Source organism: Rothia nasimurium (assembly GCF_928381705.1).
GTDB lineage: Bacteria > Actinomycetota > Actinomycetes > Actinomycetales > Micrococcaceae > Rothia > Rothia nasimurium_G.
Genome location: NZ_CAKMSR010000010.1, coordinates 53,010 through 72,889 on the forward strand (window position 1 = coordinate 53,010; position 19,880 = coordinate 72,889).

Consider the following 19,880-nt stretch of genomic DNA (forward strand, 5'->3'; position numbering starts at 1 on the left):
CTGTACAGTATGGTTAGGTGATGAAACGCATGGGCTCAAATTTGTCCCTTAGAGGCCCACTCGATTTCTTACTCCAATCACACCGCACTTTTAACTAGAGAGAGAACTATGCCTATTCGCTTCCGCCGTCTCCTGGCTCTCCCCGTTCTACCCGTGCTCGCACTGGGTATGAACTCCGCCACCGCGGCCCCCGCCCCCGTCTACGGATCCACTGGCGGCCCCGGTACTTACACCGAACAGAATATTGGCTCCACCTATGTAGGTGGTGCAGCCTCCTATCGCATCCCCGCCCTGGCAGACCTGGGCGATGGCATCGTCCTGGCAGCCTGGGACGGCCGCCCTGGCAGCGCAGCAGACGCCCCTAATCCTAACTCCATCGTGCTCCGCCGTTCCACCGACTACGGCACCACCTGGAGCGACTACACCCATATCAAGAAGGGCCACCTGGGCGACGCCACCACCCAGAAATACGGCTACTCCGACCCCTCCTTTGTCGTAGATTCTGTCACCGGCGCTGTTTACGCCTTCTTCGTCTACTCCAAGGACCAGGGCTGGCACTACAGCCAGTACGGCAACGACATTACTAAGGACCGCACTATCACCGGTGCCGTTGTGGTCGAATCCAAGGACAAGGGCCTGACCTGGAGCGAACCCCGCGATATCACCCCCATCGTCAAGCCCGGTACCAGCAAAACCTCACCCAAGGCCGGTGACGTCAAAGCCGTCTTCGCCACCTCCGGCGAAGGTATCCAGATGAAGTACGGTCAGTACGCAGGCCGTCTGGTCCAGCAGTTCGTGGGCAAGGTCCGCACCGCCGACGGCAAAGAGGTCGTCCAGGCTTACTCCGTCTACTCCGACGACCACGGCGTCACCTGGAAGCGGGGTGACTTCGTGGGTGCCTCCATGGACGAAAACAAGACCGTAGAACTCTCCGACGGCCGCCTCATGCTCAACTCCCGTGACTCCGCTAACTCCGGTTATCGCAAGGTCGCCATCAGCTCCGACGGCGGTCAAACCTGGGGCCCTATCACCCTGGACACCGAGCTTCCCGACCCCACCAATAACGCAGCTATTACCCGTATGTACCCCAAGGCTCCTCATGGCAGCGCGGACGCTAAGAAGCTCATCTTCACCAACTCCAACAACAACGCCAACTACAACCGCGTCAACCTATCCGCCCGTGTCTCCTGCGATGACGGCCAGACCTGGCCCGGCCTGCGCCAGATCAAGTCCGGCTTTGGCGCCTATTCCTCCACCACAGCCCTCTCCAACGGCAAATTCGGTGTGCTCTATGAAGCTAGCTACGGCAACGACATGCGCTACGGCACCTTCGACGAAGCCTGGCTGAACGTGGTCTGCGCCCCCATGAACGTTGACAAGCTCACTGTAGCTGCCGGCCAGACTGCCTCCGTACCCGTCACCATCACCAACCAGGAGGACCAGGCCGTTACTGGCACCATCACCCTGGCAGATACAGGTTCCTTCACCGGTGCCACCAGCGAAAAAATCACCCTAGACGCCGGCCAAACCCGCACCGTCAAGGTCAACCTGACCACCGCCGCAACCGCCAGCACCGGCAAGGTGGATGCCGTATTTACCGCAGAGAACGGCAAGCAGTCCCGCTTCACCTTCCCTGTAGAAGTAGGAGCCAGCACCACTGTCTTCGGCGCAACCGTCCACAGCGCCTCCGCCCTCGCCCGGGATATCGCAACCAGCCCCTACACCGTCGGCGAAAAGATCACCTACACCTTCTCCGTCACCAACACCGCTGACGAAGCCGTATCCGTGGTCCCCACCGCAGGCAACTTTGACGCAGCAGGCTACCTGCCTACCAGCACCCCCAATTGCCGCTACCTCAACCTGGCGGCCAAGGGCACCTACACCTGCTCCACCGCAACCCACACCGTCACCCAGGAGGACATCGACCGTGGTTACTTCACCCCCGAGATGACCTTCACCGTGACCTCCCGCGCCAATGATGCCCGCACCACCACCGTCACCCACACCGGCGAGAAGATCCTGCTCAAGCCTGCCCGCCAGGCCCCCAGCATCACCGTCACCGGTAGGGTAGGCACCACTGCCGCAGGGTACGCCGTGGGCGACACTGTGGGCTACACCTTCCGTGTCACCAACACCTCCCCCTACGTCACCACCGTGACCCCGGTATCCGGTAGCTTTGACCGTGGTTTCATGCCCACCAGCGCCCCTAACTGCCGCTGGCGCAACCTGCCCGCTAACGGTGCCTACAACTGCACCACCGCCCAGCACCTGGTCACCGCAGAAGACTTGGCCCGCGGCTACTTTATCCCTACCGCAACCTTCTCCGTGGTGGATAATGAAACCGGCGCCAAGACCGAGGTAACCTACACCGGTGACCAGGTAGCCCTGTCCCGCCGCTAAAGGTCCTGACCGGTGACTGTCCTCCCTGCCAGGCCTCCTGCGCTGCGACCCTGGCTCAGGCACACATAACTAGATAAAAACCGCCCGGCCTGCCCCCCCTGCACAGGGGGAGGGGCAGGCCGGGCGGCTTGTATGTTTGTGGTCTTGAGGTTGGGGATGCCTATTCTGTCTCGGTCTGGCCCAGGTGCCGGTCTAGTTCTGCCAGGAGCCGCTGGCGCAAGAGGACGGACCGTTCTGCAAAGCCCCGTTGCTGACGCACATATTCGGCTTTCCCCTGCGGGGTTTCAATGGCAACCGGCTCGTAGCCCCAGTCCCTTAGGTCGTAGGGGGCGGCTTTCATGTCGAGTTCGCGCACGTCCCAGGCCAGTTCGAAGCAGTCCATGACCAGGTGCGAGGGCACCAGGGGCAGGAGCTTGTAGGCCCACTTGTAGATATCCATGTTGGCGTGCAGGCAGGCGGGCTGCTCCAGGTCGCGCTGCTGCTCACGCGTGGGTTGCAGCTCGTTCATGGGCACCGCCTGGGGCATGAAGAAGCGGAAGGCATCGAAGTGGGAGCATCTGATTTTATGGCTCTCAACCACCCTGTCGGTGCCCTCTGCCCCCAGGCGCAGTTCTAGGTAGTCGTGGCGGATGTTATTCTCCACCGACTTATAGGCCATAGCCCACTCGTGCAGGCCAAAACAGCCAAAGAAACCGGGCTTGGCCGCGGTTTTACCCAGGATAATCCGCGCAAAATCAATGGCTGAGGCGCGGGCCTCAGCAAACTTTTCGGTATCGACAAGGACGCTGGTGCCCGCCTGCTTCGCCGCGGCGGCTTCGGCAGGTGGCAGGCCTGCCTCTTCTAGCTCCTGCTGGGTAGCGGCCCGGTAGAACTTCCAGTCTGCCCGCTCGCCGGCGTCCTGCAGAATGACCCCCGCACCGGGGTGCCAGCGCATAAACTGCCCGGGTTTTAGGGTGTAGTAGGTGAAGAGGAAGTCTTCAACGGGGTGGGCTTGGCCGCGCTCGCGGCGGCGTGCGAAGGGTAGGGCGTAGCGGCCGGAGCGTTCTTCATGGGCGCGCGCGATTGCGCGCCAATCGTCCGGGGCAAGGAGGGTGAGGGGCATGGGGTCTATTCTAGTGGGCAAAAGCCGGGCCCCGGGCCAGCAGCGTGGTGCTGCCAGCCCGGGGCCCGAGCGTCCTCGCGGACGAACCTAGTTACCCCTGTGGTGGGGTTGGTTATTCATCATGAGTAGTAAGGCGTACTGCCCATATGACAAGAGTGCAAGCGGTTAAAGCGATACTGAGTAGGCCAAATTGAAGGGCGAGAACTCCTGCGCCGATGTAAGCTTCGCTGTTAATGTGTGCGATAAATGCGAATATAGTTGTAAAAATATATGTAGTAAAGCATAGAATTACTAGAGTTTTCGGTATTTTGCTCAGTTTAAATATTTTTATCATGAGGGATCGCCGGAGCCTTTGTAGTGTGGTCGCCCAAATGTTCTTACCGCCCAGTAATAAACATTCGATTCATTAAGGCAGCTTATATTTTTGCTAGAATGCGGTGAGTATAGAAAATTGCATATAGAGCGCATTGAGCTATAGAAGTTATTGTCACACTCTGCGCGTGATCGCCTAAAATTATACTGTGCGGAATAACAGTAGTCATGAGTGTTGCACGCTGGGAGAAATGTTTGTTTGTATGATGACCAGGATCGGGGATCTGAGCATCCATTGGGAATGTAGTTTGATGCTGGGGTTAGGCTATTTTCTTCTAATATGTAATTCTGTGTGAAAAATTCTTCAAAATTTTTTACCTCTTGACTGGTGTACCCTGCGTGGGAGGCTGCCTCAATAAACTTTGAGTATGAATATGGGTCAGGAAAGCTTGAAATGTGGGATGGGCTGGAGAATTGAGGTCCTTTGGTGAGCGCAACAGCGCTAGGAGGTGCGAGTGTGGTTAGGGTAAATGTTATTGCTAACAGGGCAGTTGCTGTAATATTTCTTACTTCGCGCATTGATATACTCCTTTAGTGCTTGACCAGCCAGTTGGCTGAATTTGGGGGTAAAGAAGATGTGATGTATAGCAATACTATATTGGTCTACATGTTCCCGACAAGTCTTTGGGTGGGGAATATAGACAATTTTTTATAAGCCCTTGAAATGGGCAAAAGCCGGGCCCCAGGCCAGCAGCGTGGTGCTGCCAGCTCGGGGCCCGGACGTCCTCGTGGACAAACCTAATTCACAAACCTAGCGGCCGGTACCACCGTAAACGGTAGCCTCACCCTCGGTATCGAGGTCAAAAGCTGAGTGCACAGCGCGCACAGCCTCATCAAGCTTCTCAATATCGGTGATGACCGAAATACGGATCTCAGAAGTAGAAATCATTTCGATGTTCACACCGGCGGTGCTCAGTGCATCAAAGAACTTAAAGGACACACCGGGGTTAGACTTCATACCCGCACCCACCAGCGACAGCTTGCCGATGGACTCGTTGTACTGGACCTCTTCAAAGCCCAGCTCACCCTTCTTGGCTTCAAGCGCAGCCAGAGCAGCAGCGCCCTGATCCTGGGGCAGGGTGAAGGAGATATCGGTGACGTCGGGGCGGTCGGTTGAGACGTTCTGAACAATCATGTCGAGGTTCACGTTGGTCTCATTGAGAATGCCGAACACCTTGGCCGCGGAGCCGGGCACATCGGGTACACCAATAACGGTGACCTTAGCCTGGCTACGGTCGTGGGCGACGCCCGAGACGAGGGGCTGTTCCAAGGGGATCTCCTTCAAATTAGTTTCCATACCCTCATTGTCGGGGATAACGAGAGTGCCTTCAAGCTCTGAAAACGAAGAGCGAACATGCAGCTTCAGGTTGAAACGGCGCGCGTACTCCACCGAACGCAGGTGCAGAATTTTGGCGCCGTTAGCAGCCATCTCAAGCATTTCTTCGCTCGTGACGGTATCGAGCTTGTGGGCGGACGGCACGATACGCGGGTCAGCGGTGAACACACCGTCGACGTCTGAGTAAATCTCACAGACATCAGCATTCAGGGCTGCCGCCAGGGCGACCGCGGTGGTGTCTGAACCGCCACGGCCCAGGGTGGTGATGTCACGGGTCTGGCGGTTCATGCCCTGGAAGCCTGCGACAACGGCGACGTAGCCTTCATCAAGGGCAGAACGAATACGCTCGGGGTTGACCTCAACCAGGCGGGCGGATCCGTGCACGCCGTCGGTAATCATGCCGGCCTGGGAGCCGGTGAAGGACTGGGCGCGGCCGCCCATGTTGTTAATAGCCAGGGCCAGCACGGCCATGGAAATTCGCTCGCCGGCGCTCAGCAGCATATCGAGTTCACGCGAGGGGCCGGCGTTGGGGGTTACTTCAGCCGCAAGGTCGAGCAGTTCATCGGTGGTATCGCCCATTGCTGAGACCACCACGACGACCTCGTTGCCAGCCTTCTGCGTGTCCACAATACGGCGAGCTACACGCTTAATACCCTCGGCATCAGAAACCGAGGACCCACCGAACTTTTGGACAATCAGGCTCATTGAAACTTCTCCAGTACAAAGGTGTTGAAGGTGCCGGGCATTTTCCGGCCTAAAACTATCGTAGGGGTGGGCGTCGCACTTGAACGATTTTTGCTCAAATGACGGGAATATAACGTGTGTGACGCTAAATTACAGACCCAAGGGTTTAAGTCCAGGGGTTCACGTAGGTCTTACCCGGAATCGGCGGGATCTCGGGGGCAACCGTGCGCAGCGGGGTCTTCTTGAGCTCTTCCAGCTTGGCCTCGTAGGCATCGCGTAGCTCTTCTGACTGCACGCCCTCACCGGCTTCTTCAGCTTCAAAGGCGGCGGCCGCCGCGAGTTCAGCCTTCTCCTCGGCAGACAGCTCACCCGGAATGCCCGCCAGCTCCTGCTCCAACAGCTCTTCGTTCAGGTCCCCCTGCTGCCCCTCAGCCGGGGACGGCTCGCTGGGAGCTGCGGGTGCGGCGTCCGGACGCTTCCCCCCGCCATCCTGCCCTTCGGCAGGGGAGGGGTTGGCGGCGTCCTCGCTATCGAGATCATCGAACATGGAACCAGACCAGCGAGCCCGCGGGCCCTTAGCCGCCTGCTCCGCGGCAGCCTGCTGCTCCTTGGCCTCGGTTTCTGCCTCAAGGGCAGCCTCAAAATCCTCGGCGGGGTTAGCGGCCTCGGCGCGGGTGCCCTCACTGATAATGCGGCGGCCTTCAAGGGCGCGGCCCAGGGTGATTTCGTCGGCGTATTCCAGGTCGCCACCCACCGGCAGACCCGACGCCAGACGCGATACACGAATACCGATGGGCACCAGCAGGCGAGAGAGGTAGGTTGCGGTAGCTTCACCCTCAAGGTTGGGGTCCATGGCGAGAATCAGCTCGGTGATGCGCTCATCCGACAGACGGGCCACCAGCTCACGGATGCGTAACTGCTCCGGTCCGATACCTGCCATCGGGTTAATGGACCCGCCCAGCACATGGTAACGGCCGGTAAAAGAGCGGGTGCGCTCAACGGCCACCACGTCCTTGGACTCCTCCACCACGCACAGCACAGTCGGGTCGCGCTGCTCATCGCGGCAGATAGCGCAGAGCTTGGTTTCAGAGACGTTGCCGCAGATTTCGCAGAAGCTCACGGTCTTCTTCACACGCGCGATGGCGTCGGTGAGCTTGGCCATCTCAGAGCTTTCCGCATTCAAAATGTAGAAGGCGATACGCTGGGCTGACTTGGGGCCCACACCGGGTAGGCGGCCCAGCTCGTCAATCAGGTTCTGGACGGCACTCTCGTACACAAAAAACTCCTTGTTAGCCCTGGTGAAGGGGCTGTTCGTCAATTACTTTGCCGCCCAAAATCTTCTCAACGGCCCGCTGGCCAATCAGCACGGACGACTCAAGGGCGGCGTCGTCGTCGCTGGGGGTGAAGTCCTCGGGGGCTTCTGCCGGGGTGGGGGCCTGCGCCTGCTGGACGGCCCGCTGGCCGGCCGCAATCTGCGCCGCGTGGCGCTCTCGGAAGGAGAGCTTCTTACCGCCGGGCTGTTGGGTGGTGGCCTGCTCGGCGGCTGGCTGGGGGCTGGCCTGCTGGCTCTGCGGTGCGGGAATTTGCTGTGCGGACGCCTGGGCCTGCGCCGCCTGCGCCAGGGGAGCACCGGGGGCGCTGGGTGCACCTGCTAGGGGTGCACCAGCAGGGGGCGCTGACTGCGGGGCGCGAGCGGCAGCAGGTGCCGGTGCCTGAGTGGCTGGCTGAGCTGGGGCACCCTGCGGAGACTCAGCCTTAAGGTAGCCGACCCCGGCGACGTACTCGGGTTCGTCCTCGGGGGCATCGTCAAAGTAGCCGCCGTCGTAGTCACCGTACTCGTAGGCCACCGGGGGCTGGTTCTGTGTCGGTGCTTGGGCTGGCGCCTGGTTTGGGGCCTGAGCCGGTGCCTGCTCCTGGTGTTGAGCCTGGGGCGCGGCGCTACTTTCGCTCTTGGCCTCTTCTTGGAGGGCGGCGTTATCGGCGTCCTTATGCCCCTGCTCGGCCAGACCCTCACTGGTGGGGACGGGCTCAAGGGAAACCGCGTGCGGGCTATCCTCGTGGGGCACCTGGGAGGCGGGGTCGGCGTCCTCTGACTCCTGGGCGGTATCGCGCGCTAGGGCAATATTCTGCTGTTCCTGGGGGCCGCGGGAGGGGTGCTGGGCCTTGGCAATTTCGACGGGGTCGGCCTCACCCTCAATCACGCGCAGACGCGGGGTTGAGGGAGCTTGCTCCTCGGGGGTCTCGGCCGCATCGCCACTGGGGATAGCTGCTACCGACCAGGAGGTGACGGGGTTGTTCCAGTCATCGGGGCTCCACGAGGGAGGCTCCGGTGAGCGGGGCTGGCCGTGCGCTGCCCAGGCCTGGTCGCCACCGCGCGGGCCCTCAGCAACATCGGCAGCGGGCTGCCTACTCGCAGCCTGGGGCGCGGGAGCCTGAGACGCGGGGGCGGGGTTTCCGTTTGATGGGCCTGCCCCACCGGGGCCGCCGGGACGTCCGCCACTAGGGCGCCCACCACCGGGGTTATCGCCGCCGTCGCCGGACTTCTTGATTTCACCGCGCAGCTGCACCTGCAGACCCAGCACCTGGAAGAGGGCCTGCTGAAGCTGGGGCAGGTACTCCTTGACGGCCTTAAGTACGGGCAGCTCGGCCCGCAGGAAGAGGGCTCCGTTTTCAAACTTGGACGGCTCACACAGGGCAAACTGGGCCCGGGCAAAGGGGGCGGGCACCTTGGCCACTACATCGGCCCAGGAGTTCGCTACCATGTCGACCGTGTTTTCACCGGGCACCGGACGCGCTGGGCTCTGAGGCGCGGACGTCTGCTGCCCGGCCTGGACGGGCTGGACGGGCTGGGCGCCCTGGGGAGATTGGGCAGACTGCTGCGGCCCACCGAGCGGCGGAACGCCCCGGCCTGCTAGCGGGGCACCGCTCAAGGGAGCGCCCGCTAAAGGAGCCCCAGCCAAAGGGGCAGCGGCTAGAGGCGCACCACCCTGCTGGGCAGGAGCCTGAGTTAGCTGAACGGGCTGGGCCTGCTGGCTGGGCTGGTCTTGACGTTGGGGCTGAGCTTGCTGCTGAGACTGAGCCTGCTGAGCAGGGGCTTGACCTTCGACGCCACCCTGCTGGGCTAGCTGCTGCCGGGCGCGCGCCAGGGGGCTGGCGGCGTCCGCACCGGTGCCAGACGCGGAACCTGCCGGTGCAGAATGACCGCCCGCGGGCGCAGGGAACTGCCCCGACGCCAGCTTGCGCTCAAGCCGATCAAGGCGGGCAGCTAGGTTACCGACACCCTGCTCCCCGGCAGCCAGCAGAATGCGGGCGCAGAGTAGCTCCAGGTGAAGCTGGGGATTCATGGCCCCGCTCATCTCATTCAGGGCTTCGTTGGTGACGTCCGCAGCCCGCGATAGCTCCGCCGAACCCAGCTGCTCAGCCTGAGCCCGCATACGATCAAGCTGGTCAGCGGCCAGGCCTCGCAGAATTGAACCCGCTGAATCGGGTACAGCTTTGACAATAATCAAGTCGCGGAAACGTTCGAGCAAGTCCTCGACAAAGCGGCGGGGGTCCTGGCCGGTCTGAATCACCCTATCGACCGAGGCAAAGACCTCAGCAGCAGAACCAGAAGCGAAGGCATCGACGACCTCATCCAGCAACTCACCGTGGGTAAAGCCCAGCAGAGCAACGGCCAGGTCATAGGAGATGCCCTGCTCATCAGAGGCACCCGCCATGAGCTGGTCAAGGATCGACAGCGAGTCACGCACCGAACCGCCACCGGCGCGGACAACCAGCGGCAGCACGCCATCGGCGACCTTAACACCCTCTTCGGCGCAGAGCTTAGCCAGGTAGTCCCCCAGAATCTGCGGGGGCACCAGGCGGAAGGGGTAGTGGTGAGTACGCGAACGAATAGTGCCGAGCACCTTATTAGGCTCGGTGGTCGCAAAAATAAACTTAATGTGCGCCGGGGGCTCTTCCACGATCTTGAGCAGGGCGTTGAAGCCCTCGCGGGTGACCATGTGCGCCTCGTCGATAATGAAAATCTTGTAGCGGTCGCGCACCGGCGCAAAAGTAGCGCGTTCACGCAGGTCACGGGCGTGGTCTACACCGCCGTGGCTGGCGGCGTCCATCTCAATCACATCGAGGGAACCGCCACCGTCGCGGGAAAGCTCCTTACAGGACTCACACACACCACACGGGGTAGGGGTGGGGCCCTCAGCACAGTTGAGGCAGCGCGCCAAAATACGCGCAGAAGTGGTCTTGCCACACCCGCGCGGCCCCGAGAACAGGTAGGCGTGGTTCACCCTGTTCTTCTCAAGGGCAGTCATGAGAGGTTCGGTGACATGCTCCTGCCCGATAACGTCGGCAAACGACTCAGGGCGATAACGGCGATACAGCGCAGTGCTCACAATAAACCTTCGGTTGAGTGCAGAAAAACTGAGCCCGGCCCAGGGAGAAAAGCAAGAGAAAGAATCAGGCGCTCGCCGCCCCGGGTGTGCTGATTAACAGTGTAGTGGGGGTGGCTGACGTTTTAAGAACCGTGCGCGAAAGGCTTAAGCTGCTCCCGGCGTCTGCTCCGCTGTGTGTCAGTAGGGACCAGATTCCTCCCGAAATCCCTAACGCCCACACATACTATTGTGATTTTTCTGGTCCCTAGTGGGGAGGCTGGCAGATTTGGGCAAAATAAAGACCCCCTACGCACCCGTCAGAGCCCAGATACCCTTGCTGCCTTCCGGCCCTGGGGGAGTTTTCCAAGATGACGCCACGTAAGGGGCTCCAATAACTGTACCCTAAGCCGCCGCGAAAAACAAAGGGCGGGTAAAGCTACTTTGCAGGCTCCGGCTAGGTTTTGTGTGCCCCCGGTTTAGCGGTGCGGACGCCACACCCCGCCCGCACCCCCGATTTGCGCGGACGCCCGAGCATGGGGTATGCTCGTATCTGTTCGCTTTCGTGAAGCTACGCAAATAGCTAAGCAACAGCCTGGAGGATTCGCCTAGCGGCCTATGGCGCACGCCTGGAACGCGTGTTGGGTTCACGCCCTCGGGGGTTCAAATCCCCCATCCTCCGCTGAAGCCGGTTTCATCGCCCACTTGATGAAACCGGCTTTTTCTATGCCCAGATTCTTTTGTATAGCCAGAATCTTGAGCAGTTTGCTGGAGATGTAGGCAGGCGCCCCGCACTCGCAGCGAAGCTGCTGGCTCGGCGGCTGGCGTGAATCGCCGGTGATGAGCACCGAGATTCCGAGTGCGCGAGGAAAATAAATCTCGGTGCGAATCTGGCGAGCTTGCGAGCCAGCTAGCGAACCAGGCGAGAGGGTCGGCAGCGAGCGCGAGTGCGGAGCGCCTTCTCGCGGGGTGCCTTCTCTTGGCTAGTTCTCTAGTTCTAGTCCTGCACCCCGCGAGACAGCTTGGTCCAGTTGTACCAGCCGTAGACCGAGTTGGCGATAAAGCCCAGGTACATGGCCATGATGGCCATGTTGCCGCCGCCCTCTACGGTTGACCAAAGGTAGATCTGCACGGCGTTCAGTACCAGCCAGCCGACCCACTGCTCGCGGAAGCGGTAGACCATCAGCACCTGCGAAATCAGGGCGATGACGGTGGTGAAGGCGTCAACGTAGGGCTGGTTGGAGCCCCAGCCGTTTAGTAGCACCCCGTAGCCCCACGATGCTGCGGCCAGTAGTGCCAGCACGCCTGCGATAGCGGGCAGGGTCAGGCGACGGGTCTGCACATCTAGCGGGGTGCCCTCGGCGGCACGTGCCAGGACGGACGCACCGCCCTGCTCACGGGCGTCCGCGCCCCTAGTTCCGGTACCGCTGGTCACCGCGCGGCTACCGGCCAGCTGCCCTGCCCCGTCAAAGGAGGCACCGCCTAACTCGGGCCGGGTCTTGGCTGCCCGCATGTTCTTGCGCCACATGTAGAGGCCCCAGAACTGGGTGAGCACGTAGAAGGCGGCGATGGTGATTTCACCGATGAAGTAGGCCTGGTAGGCCAGCACCAGGTAGGGCACGTTCTGCACGATGCCGAAGAAGTAGTTCGACAGACGCCCCTTGCCCACCAGAATCACGCAGACCATGCCCGCAAAGGCGGTGATGAAGCTCAGCCAGCCCTCAAAGGCTACGGTGCTCACCACGACTTGCAGCAGAATCAGGGCGGGGAAGAAGACCTTCTCGAAGGGGCTGTAGCCGGTGAAGAGGTCGGTGTAGGTGGCCTTAGCAAGGCGGGCCAGGGGGGTTGGCAGGTACCTGGCCGGTTAGTGATGCGCTCATGGTGAATCTTTCGGTGACAGGGGGGGGATAGGAAGTTAGGGGAGGAGGCGCTCGATAGCGGCTTTGGCCTGCTCGTAGCGCTCAGCGTAGCCCGCGCCGTCCAGCAGGACCAGGCGGTCGAGTAGACCGGCCGCCTCAACCTCAGCCAGCATGATGCGGGAAATCTCGCCGAGATAGTCATCGGAGTTATTGGTCTGGGAGCGGAAGCCGTCGAGAGTGTAGCCGGAGGCTCCCACCGGCGGGATAAAGAGAATTAAATCCCAGCGGGCCTTGGCAATCAGGGAATCAGCCAGGGGCAGTAGCTTAGCGTAGTCGCTCTCGCTCAGTTCGCTGGCGGGGTCAGCGGCGCTCATGGCGGCGTAGGCCTTGGTGACCATGGCGTCGGTGTCCATGAGGGTAAGGCCCCGGTTGCCGGGGTTGTCGATGGTCTCCCGGTTGAGGTTGAACTGGCCGGTCAGGACATTCTGGTAGTCCAGCAGGTCATAGTCCTCATCGCGGATATTGGCCTCGACCTGGTAGACCCGCGCGTACTCGTAGGAGTAGGGGGCGTTATAAAGCTTGCCGAGGTCCTCCACCAGGGTGGTTTTGCCGCCCGAGGCAGCCCCCATGACCAGGACGTTGCGGGTAAAGAAACGGCGGAAGGGCGGGGCGATAAGATCCCAGTAGGCCAGCGGGTTTTCCCGGATGTCCGGTTCGGACGCCGCCAGCGGGCAGGGTGCCAGGCGGGCGGCAGGCTGCCCGCCGGCGTCCTGATTTCCTGCCTGGAAGCGGGAGCTGTGCTCTTCATCAAGCAGGTAGAGGCGGCGTTCGGCGCCCGCCGCAACGTGGGTAGCCCAGAAGCCGTCCAGGGCGTTAGCCCAGGCCTCGGGTGTGCTGAGGTTAGTTTCGTCGAGGGAGTCGACAATCACCAGGGGGTCGTTCTTGAAATGCTCAGACACATAGCGGTAGCGCTTGGTGTGCTTCATACCTGCCTGTTCCCCGGCGTCCTGCTGGGACCCCGCGACAATTACCAGGGTGCCGCCGGGGTTCTCCTTCTTGGCACGCAGAATCTGGTCAATGTGGCCGCGGTGCAGGGGAGCGAAGCTGCCCACCACAAGCCCCACGTGGGAGCCGGTGAGCTGTTTTTTGTAAAGCATGGTGTCCTTGGGCTGAGGCGGGCCGGGCGACCCGCGCATAGCCACGATTAAACACCCGAAGCGCCACCAAAGCAAATAAGGTCAATATGACTCTAAGTAATAGAGTGTCACGAATGTGACCGGCACCATGCAAGGGTGTCGGTGGGGTCCTTTGAGCCGCAGCCCTAGCGGGAGCAAGCTGCCGCCCGGCGTAGAATAGAAGCCATGATTTTCAAAGGAGTCGGCGACACCCGCCCCTACCCAGACCACGGGCTCACTCAGCGCACCTGGGGATCCATCGCGCCCTCCCAAGTCCGGCTAGACCGCCTCATCACCACCCAGAAAAACCTCAACCTCGAAACCCTCCTGGCCGAAGACTCCACCTTCTACGGGGACCTCTTCCCGCATGTCGTCCGCTACCGGGGTGAACTCTACCTTGAAGACGGCGTCCACCGCGCCCTGCGTACCGCCCTGCAGCGCCGCGCCGTTATGTACGCCCGCGTGCTCGACCTCGACTCCCTTGCCCCCTCGCTGCTGGCCCAGGGCTAGGGGCGCCAGCTACAGCTAGGAAGCAGCTACCAGGTGCACCTCGGGGGTGCCGTCCAGGCGGACGGGGCGCCCGCTCTCGTCGAAGCGCGCACCCAGACCCAGCTGAATAAAGCGAATCGTGTTTTCAATGTGACGCTCGCGGGCCGCCCTATCGCTGGCCTCATCGGTGCGGTCGGCGCTGGATGATAGGGAACCGTGAACCAGCTGCGCCAGCTCGCGGATATCGTTCTCGGGTAGGTAGCCGCGCTCAATCGCCGCGGAAAGAATGCCTGCCAGAACCATCTGCAGCTCGCGCACGTGATCGCCCAGCTTGGCGAAAGCCTCGGGCGAAAGAACCGACCGCATGGCAGGGCCGGGGGGCATATGGCGGCGGGAAAGGTCCTCAATCTGCAGGCGCACGTAGACAGCCAGCTGGTCGATGGGGTTCTCGACCCCGGCCAGGGCCTCGCGCAGCTCGGTGAGGAAGCGCTCGGTCTCGTCGAGGGCGTAGGCAATAAGTAGTTCGCCCATGTCGGCAAAGTAGTTGTAGACCGCGGTGCGGCCGATGCCGGCGGTCTTAGCTACGTGGGTCATGGTGAGGCCGGGCAGGCCGCGCTCGTAGAGCAGGCGACCAAAAGAGTCGAGGATGGCGCGTTTGGTGTTCTCGCGCTGGGCGGCATTGGTGGCGGCAGTAATTCGAGGCATAATGACACCCTATCGCTATCTGTCACTAAAACCTATTTTTTGCCACAAAACCCAGCAAACTGTCAGCAAAATCTTCCATCAACTCACCCGCGGACGGTCCTGCGCCCCATCGCACACCCGGCGGCTCGTGCGGGGCCGCCTAAAAATCGGTAAGCTAGTGTGCGCCCAGGTGGCAGGTGGGCACTCTTCAAACCGATACTTAACCCAGGGGATAACTGTGTCTACACCTCCCACTAGCTCACCGGCGTCCGCCCACAAGCAGGGTGCCGATACCGGCTTCGCCCGCCCCACCCGCACCTACTACGACCTGCTTCTGGCAGCCACCTGCGTGGTCTTTATTCTCTCTAACATCGGGGCTACCAAGGGCGTCACCTTCGGGTCAATCATCACCGACGGCGGCTTCTTCCTCTTCCCCCTGGCCTACGTGCTGGGCGATGTGATCAGCGAAATTTACGGCTTTAAACTCGCCCGCCGCGCCATTATCACCAGCTTCGTTGCCGCTGCTGCCGCCGCCGCTAGCTTCTGGGTGCTCATCGCCCTGCCCGCCGCCGACTTCTACGAGGGGCAGGCCGCCCTTGAAACCGTACTGGGCCCCGTGCCCCAGATTCTTGCGGGCTCCCTGCTGGGCTTCCTGGCGGGCCAGCTACTGAACTCCTGGGTGCTAGTGAAGCTCAAAGCGGCAACCGGCGGCCGCCACCTCTGGGGCCGACTCATGGGCTCAACCCTGGTCGGCGAACTGGTTGACACCATCATCTTCTGCTCCATCGCCGCTCCCATTATTGGAATTACAAGTTTCGGCGACTTCCTCAACTACGTCATCGTGGGCTACATGTACAAGTGCGCCGTAGAGCTACTCCTGCTGCCCATCACCTACCCCGTCATCGGCTGGTTCAAGCGCAAGGAACCAACCTACAGCCCTGCCCGATAGGGTAAGTGCCCACCAGACTCGCGCGTCGTCCACTCGCGGCCTAAGCACTGCGAGAGTCTCGTGGGCACTCAGGTGGAGGCGGACGCTCGCCGCCACGGACGTCCGCCCGCCGCGCACTGCCCGCCAAGTGCCCTGCACCTGCCGCCAAGAGGGTGATGTGTCTCTCACTGCATAATGGTGAGCGCTGAAGACCGGTTTTCCCTCAGAAAACCTGTGTAAACTTTCGGTTCATTGCATACACCACACTCTCTTGAAAGGGAGGGCACCCGTGGCATCAACCACCACCGGCCAGCAGGAGGGCGGCAACCTCAGCCGCGCCCTCTCCCACGGCCAGCTCACCATGATTGCCCTCGGCCTCGCCGTGGGCACCGGCCTCTTTTTGGGCTCCGGCGCAGCTATCTCTATCGCGGGGCCGGCCGTCATCGTCTCCTACGCCATCGGCTCACTGATCGCCGCCATTATCGGTGCCTGCGCCGGTGAAATGGCCGTACGTTACCCCGTGCGTGGCGGCTTCGGCACCATCGCCGGTAAGTTCCTCAGCCCCTACGCGGGCTACCTAACCCGCTGGGCCTACTGGATGACCACCGTAACCCTTGCCGGTGCCGAGGTCGTAGCCGTTGGTGCCTACATGGCCTACTGGTACCCCAACGTCCCCCTCTGGGTCTGGGTGCTCATCGCGGGCGGTGCAATCTTTGTGCTCAATCTGACCAGCGTCAAGTCCTTCGGTGTGGTGGAATTCTTCCTGTCCTCGATCAAGGTGAGCGCGGTCGTCCTCTTCATCATCTTCGGCCTGGCCCTGGTCTTCTTCGGCCTGCCCGGCCAGGACGCCACCGGCGTCTCCAACCTCACCGCCCACGGCGGCTTCATGCCCAACGGCCTTTCCTCCATCTGGATCGCCCTGGCCGTGGTCATGTTCTCCTTCGGCGGTATCGAGCTGATCTCCATTTCAGCGGCAGAAGCCAAGGACCCGGTCCGCTCCGTACGCTCCTCGGCTAAAGCCATGATGTGGCGCCTGGCTACCTTCTACGTGCTCTCCCTCTTCATCGTGGTTGCCATCATCCCCTGGACGAGCGCCGCCGCCCTGGGCAAGGACATCGAAGGCTCCCCCTTCGTCATGGTCTTCACCGAACTGGGTATTCCCTACATCGGCGGTATCACCAACTTCATCCTGCTGACCGCAGCCCTCTCCGGCGCAAACGCCGCCCTCTACGCCGCCACCCGCCTGCTGCACGCCCTGGGCCACGAGGGCATGGCACCCAAGGTACTCTCCCGCACCAGCTCCTCAGGCATTCCCGCCCTGGCACTGACTGTCTCGTCCCTGGGAGCTGTGGTCGCCATGATTATGGCCATCTCGGGTGTCGGCGGAATCTTCGGCTACATGATGGCCCTGGTGACCGTCTGCGTGCTGGTGGTCTGGTCCATGATTCTGCTGTCTTACATGGCCTACAAGAAGGTCGAAGGCGATGCCTCCCCCTTCCGCGTCTTCGGCGGCTCCGCCACTGCCGCGGTTGGCCTGACCGGCGTGATCGCCACCTTCATCGCTATGTTCTTCGCAGGCGGCTCCATGCTCCCCTCCATCTTCGTGGGCCTGGGCTTCTTCGGCCTGATCACCGTCATCTACTTCGCCGGTGTTAACAAGAACATCAGCACCTCAGACGACGCCTTTGAAGAGGTCCGCACCGTCACCACCCAGGTGCCCGTCGTCGACGGCACAAAACAGCGATAAAATCAGTAGCAGGTCTACACAAGGACGCCGGTAGCCCGCTCCCCGCCGCCCGGCAGGGGAGCAGCGCACCGGCGTCCGCGCATTAACACCGCTACCGCACACGACGTTTTCTCACAGTAAGGCTTACCGTGGCACACACACCTCCGCAGGGGCAGGCCCAGGCGACCACCCTCAAACGCTCACTCACGCACGGGCAGATGACCATGATTGTGCTGGGCTCGGCCCTGGGTACCGGCCTCTTTTTGGGCTCCTCGGGCGCTATCGCCCTGGCGGGCCCGGCCGTCATTCTGGCCTACGCTATCGGCTCCCTGGTCGCCGCCATTATTGCCGCCTCTACCGGCGAAATGGCCGTGCGCTACCCGGTGCGCGGTGGCTTCGGCTCCATCGCTGGCCGCTACCTGGGCCCCTACGCCGGCTACCTGACCCGCTGGGCCTACTGGACCGTCACCGCCATTATCACCGGTATTGAGCTGGTCGCGGTTGCTACCTACCTGCAGTACTGGTGGCCCTCCCTGCCCCTGTGGGTGGGCATCGTGCTCTTTGGTGCTGTAATTGTGCTGCTGAACATTCGCTCGGTCAAGTACTTTGGCACCATGGAGTTCTTCCTGTCCTCCATCAAGGTCATCGCCCTGCTGCTTTTCGTGGTGGTGGGCCTGGCCCTGGTCTTTGTGGGCTTCCCCGGCCACGAGGCCACCGGCACTGGCAACCTGACCAACGACGGCGGCTTCATGCCCACCGGCTTCCACGGCATCTGGCTCTCACTGGCCGTGGTCATGTTCTCCTTCGGCGGCATCGAAATGCTCTCCATTTCAGCGGCTGAGGCCAAGGACCCGGTGCGCTCGGTACGGGCCTCGACCAAGGCGAACATGTGGCGCCTGGCTACTATCTATGTGGTCGCCCTCTTCATCGTGGTATCGATTATTCCCTGGCAGTCAGCAGCCCAGCTGGACGGCTCCGTTGAGGCCTCACCCTTCGTTCTGGTCTTCTCAGAAATCGGCGTGCCAGCCATCGCCTCCATCACCAACTTCATCATTCTGGTTGCTGCTCTGTCTGCCGCTAACGCTAACCTCTACGCGGGCACCCGCCTGCTGCACTCCCTAGCCAGTGAGAAAATGGCACCTGCGCCCCTGGCCCGGGTGAGCGGTAGCGGTATTCCCGTGCTGGCCATGTGGGCCTCAACCTCGGGCGTGGTGCTGGCCATTCTGCTGGCTCTCTTCCTGCCCGGCCAGGCCTTCGGGCTCATGATGACCCTGACCATGGTCTGCGCCCTCACCGTCTGGGTGCTGATTCTACTGGCCTACATCGCCTTCAAGGGGGTTGAGGGTAACTCTTCGGCCTTCCGCATGTGGGGCGGACGAGCCACCGCTGGCCTGGGCATCTTCCTGCTGCTGGCAATCTGGGCTGCCCTCTTCGCCCGCAGCGGTAACGCCGCCCCCGCAACCATGGGCATCGCCTACTTCCTGATTCTGACCATGATTTACTTCGGCGTGGTCAAGCGCGTGCACACCGGGCACGAGGACGCCTTCGCCGAGGCGGACGCCGCCGTGGCGGCCCACAGCGGTGGCAGGGGCTAGGTATGGGTGCAGTCTATGAGGTCGAGGTTCCCCTGCGCTGGGGCGACATGGACGCCTACGGCCACGTCAACAACGTGACCATGATGCAGGTGCTCGAAGAAGCCCGCGTAGCCCTCTTCGGGCCGCCGCCCTCGTCAGGTGAACCTGCCCCGCTGGTAGGGGAGAGCTCTGCGGGGGAGTCGGGGCGGGCATCCGCTCAACTTCCCCTCTTTGAGGCCCTGCCTGCCGGCACCCAGGCCCTGGTCGCTGAAAACCATGTCAAGTACCGCAGCCCCCTGGCCTACCGCGGGGTGCCGGTGCGGGTGCAGATGCAGGTCAGCAAGGTTACGGCAGCCTCGCTGGTAGTTGCCTACGAGCTGTATGACCCGGTAACCGGCGTCCACTGCGTTTCAGCCAGCACCACCTTGGCCTTCTTTAACGTTGAGACCGGCTCCCTGGTGCGCCTGAGCTCCGAGCAACGGGAGTACTTGGTGGCCTAGGTTGTAGATGCCCTTTTAAAGGGGGCTTGGTCCGTCATACCTTAAGCTCAAAGATCTGATCGCACATATGCGCTACCTCGGGGTCATGAGTAACAACTACAAGAGTTTTACCGTATGCACGATGTAGATGAAGCAGCTCGGTCATCGCTACCATAGCAAGCTCCCTATCGAGAGATCCTGTTGGCTCATCGGCCAGTATCAGATTGCCGGGTTTCAGCAGGCACCTGGCCATTGCTACCCTCTGTTGCTCTCCACCCGAAAGGGTAGCTACCTTCTGATGGGCAAGGCGCTCAACAGAAAGCTGCTGAAGAGTTTCCATGATTCGTTTATTTTTCTCGCTTTTCGACTGACTTACGTATTCCATGCCCAAGAGAATATTCTGCATTACGGTTTGAGACGGAATAAGAGCAAAGCTTTGGAAAAGATAGTTGATAGTGTTGCGACGGAGCAACATTGCTTTACGAGAGTGAACCCCAGGCGCTGCCTCGCCCCCCAAGCGTAAGCTGCCCGAATCTGCAGACTCAAGTAAGCCGATAATGTTGAGTAGCGTCGATTTTCCAGAGCCGGATCTGCCGATGATCGCTAAAGAGCTGCCTTCTGGCACTTGCAATGAAACTCCATCGAGAACTGTTCTTCCACCAAAATGTTTTGAAATGTTCGAAACTTCAACAAAGTTTTTCATAC

General features: G+C 61.4%; 15 protein-coding genes, 1 tRNA gene and 1 other RNA gene. 7 read left to right on the forward strand and 10 right to left on the reverse strand.

Going from position 1 to position 19,880, the window contains the following annotated elements:
* The first annotated feature begins 108 nt into the window (after positions 1–108).
* The gene (locus L6762_RS09085; protein WP_237186940.1) at positions 109–2,400 is read left to right on the forward strand and encodes a sialidase family protein; all 2,292 of its coding nucleotides are present in this window, start codon (positions 109–111) and stop codon (positions 2,398–2,400) included.
* 160 nt (positions 2,401–2,560) lie between these two features.
* On the opposite strand, the gene L6762_RS09090 is transcribed toward L6762_RS09085, so the two are convergent.
* The 6 genes from L6762_RS09090 to ffs all read right to left on the reverse strand — a co-directional run bounded on the left by L6762_RS09090 (position 2,561) and on the right by ffs (position 10,655).
* Entirely contained in the window at positions 2,561–3,502 is a 942-nt protein-coding gene (locus tag L6762_RS09090) for a 3-methyladenine DNA glycosylase (protein ID WP_237186941.1), read from the reverse strand.
* A gap of 330 nt (positions 3,503–3,832) precedes the next feature.
* Positions 3,833–4,393 carry a phospholipase A2 gene (locus tag L6762_RS12085; RefSeq protein WP_423817104.1) on the reverse strand — a complete coding sequence of 187 codons (561 nt, stop codon included), beginning with the start codon at positions 4,391–4,393 and terminating at the stop codon, positions 3,833–3,835.
* Positions 4,394–4,625: 232 nt separating this feature from the next.
* On the reverse strand, positions 4,626–5,915 hold the full coding sequence (locus tag L6762_RS09095) for an aspartate kinase (RefSeq protein WP_237186942.1): 1,290 nt from the start codon (positions 5,913–5,915) through the stop codon (positions 4,626–4,628).
* A gap of 145 nt (positions 5,916–6,060) precedes the next feature.
* Positions 6,061–7,170, reverse strand: a complete 1,110-nt coding sequence (recR, locus tag L6762_RS09100; RefSeq protein ID WP_237186943.1) for a recombination mediator RecR — start codon at positions 7,168–7,170, stop codon at positions 6,061–6,063.
* A gap of 13 nt (positions 7,171–7,183) precedes the next feature.
* Positions 7,184–10,285: a DNA polymerase III subunit gamma and tau gene (locus L6762_RS09105; protein ID WP_237186944.1), complete on the reverse strand. Its 3,102-nt coding sequence runs from the start codon at positions 10,283–10,285 to the stop codon at positions 7,184–7,186.
* Between the two features lie 273 nt (positions 10,286–10,558).
* Positions 10,559–10,655: signal recognition particle sRNA small type (gene ffs, locus L6762_RS09110), an RNA gene on the reverse strand.
* A 203-nt stretch (positions 10,656–10,858) separates the two neighbouring features.
* Between ffs and L6762_RS09115 the strand changes: the two genes are divergently transcribed.
* A tRNA-Ser gene (locus tag L6762_RS09115) sits at positions 10,859–10,943 on the forward strand.
* A 315-nt stretch (positions 10,944–11,258) separates the two neighbouring features.
* Here the strand turns inward: L6762_RS09115 and pnuC are convergent.
* Together pnuC and L6762_RS09125 are read right to left on the reverse strand one after the other, a co-directional pair.
* Complete coding sequence (gene pnuC / locus L6762_RS09120; RefSeq protein ID WP_237186945.1) at positions 11,259–12,002, reverse strand: nicotinamide riboside transporter PnuC; 744 nt, start codon at positions 12,000–12,002, stop codon at positions 11,259–11,261.
* Positions 12,003–12,176: 174 nt separating this feature from the next.
* Positions 12,177–13,277 (reverse strand): AAA family ATPase, encoded by a 1,101-nt coding sequence (locus tag L6762_RS09125; RefSeq protein WP_237186946.1) that lies wholly within the window; start codon positions 13,275–13,277, stop codon positions 12,177–12,179.
* A 204-nt stretch (positions 13,278–13,481) separates the two neighbouring features.
* Between L6762_RS09125 and L6762_RS09130 the strand changes: the two genes are divergently transcribed.
* Positions 13,482–13,805, forward strand: coding sequence for a type II toxin-antitoxin system VapB family antitoxin (locus L6762_RS09130; RefSeq protein WP_185173571.1), 324 nt, complete (start codon positions 13,482–13,484; stop codon positions 13,803–13,805).
* A gap of 15 nt (positions 13,806–13,820) precedes the next feature.
* Here L6762_RS09130 and L6762_RS09135 read toward each other — a convergent pair whose 3' ends face one another.
* Complete coding sequence (locus L6762_RS09135; RefSeq protein WP_237186947.1) at positions 13,821–14,489, reverse strand: TetR/AcrR family transcriptional regulator; 669 nt, start codon at positions 14,487–14,489, stop codon at positions 13,821–13,823.
* A gap of 217 nt (positions 14,490–14,706) precedes the next feature.
* On the opposite strand from L6762_RS09135, the gene L6762_RS09140 reads away from it, so the two are divergent.
* From L6762_RS09140 to L6762_RS09155, 4 genes are all read left to right on the forward strand, one after another.
* Complete coding sequence (locus L6762_RS09140; protein WP_237186948.1) at positions 14,707–15,417, forward strand: queuosine precursor transporter; 711 nt, start codon at positions 14,707–14,709, stop codon at positions 15,415–15,417.
* 268 nt (positions 15,418–15,685) lie between these two features.
* Positions 15,686–17,143, forward strand: coding sequence for an amino acid permease (locus L6762_RS09145; protein WP_237186949.1), 1,458 nt, complete (start codon positions 15,686–15,688; stop codon positions 17,141–17,143).
* 128 nt (positions 17,144–17,271) lie between these two features.
* The gene (locus L6762_RS09150) at positions 17,272–18,717 is read left to right on the forward strand and encodes an amino acid permease (RefSeq protein ID WP_237186950.1); all 1,446 of its coding nucleotides are present in this window, start codon (positions 17,272–17,274) and stop codon (positions 18,715–18,717) included.
* Positions 18,718–18,719: 2 nt separating this feature from the next.
* Positions 18,720–19,196, forward strand: a complete 477-nt coding sequence (locus L6762_RS09155; protein WP_237186951.1) for an acyl-CoA thioesterase — start codon at positions 18,720–18,722, stop codon at positions 19,194–19,196.
* 34 nt (positions 19,197–19,230) lie between these two features.
* Here the strand turns inward: L6762_RS09155 and L6762_RS09160 are convergent, their stop codons facing one another.
* Complete coding sequence (locus L6762_RS09160) at positions 19,231–19,878, reverse strand: ATP-binding cassette domain-containing protein (protein ID WP_237186952.1); 648 nt, start codon at positions 19,876–19,878, stop codon at positions 19,231–19,233.
* Between the last annotated feature and the right edge of the window lie 2 nt (positions 19,879–19,880).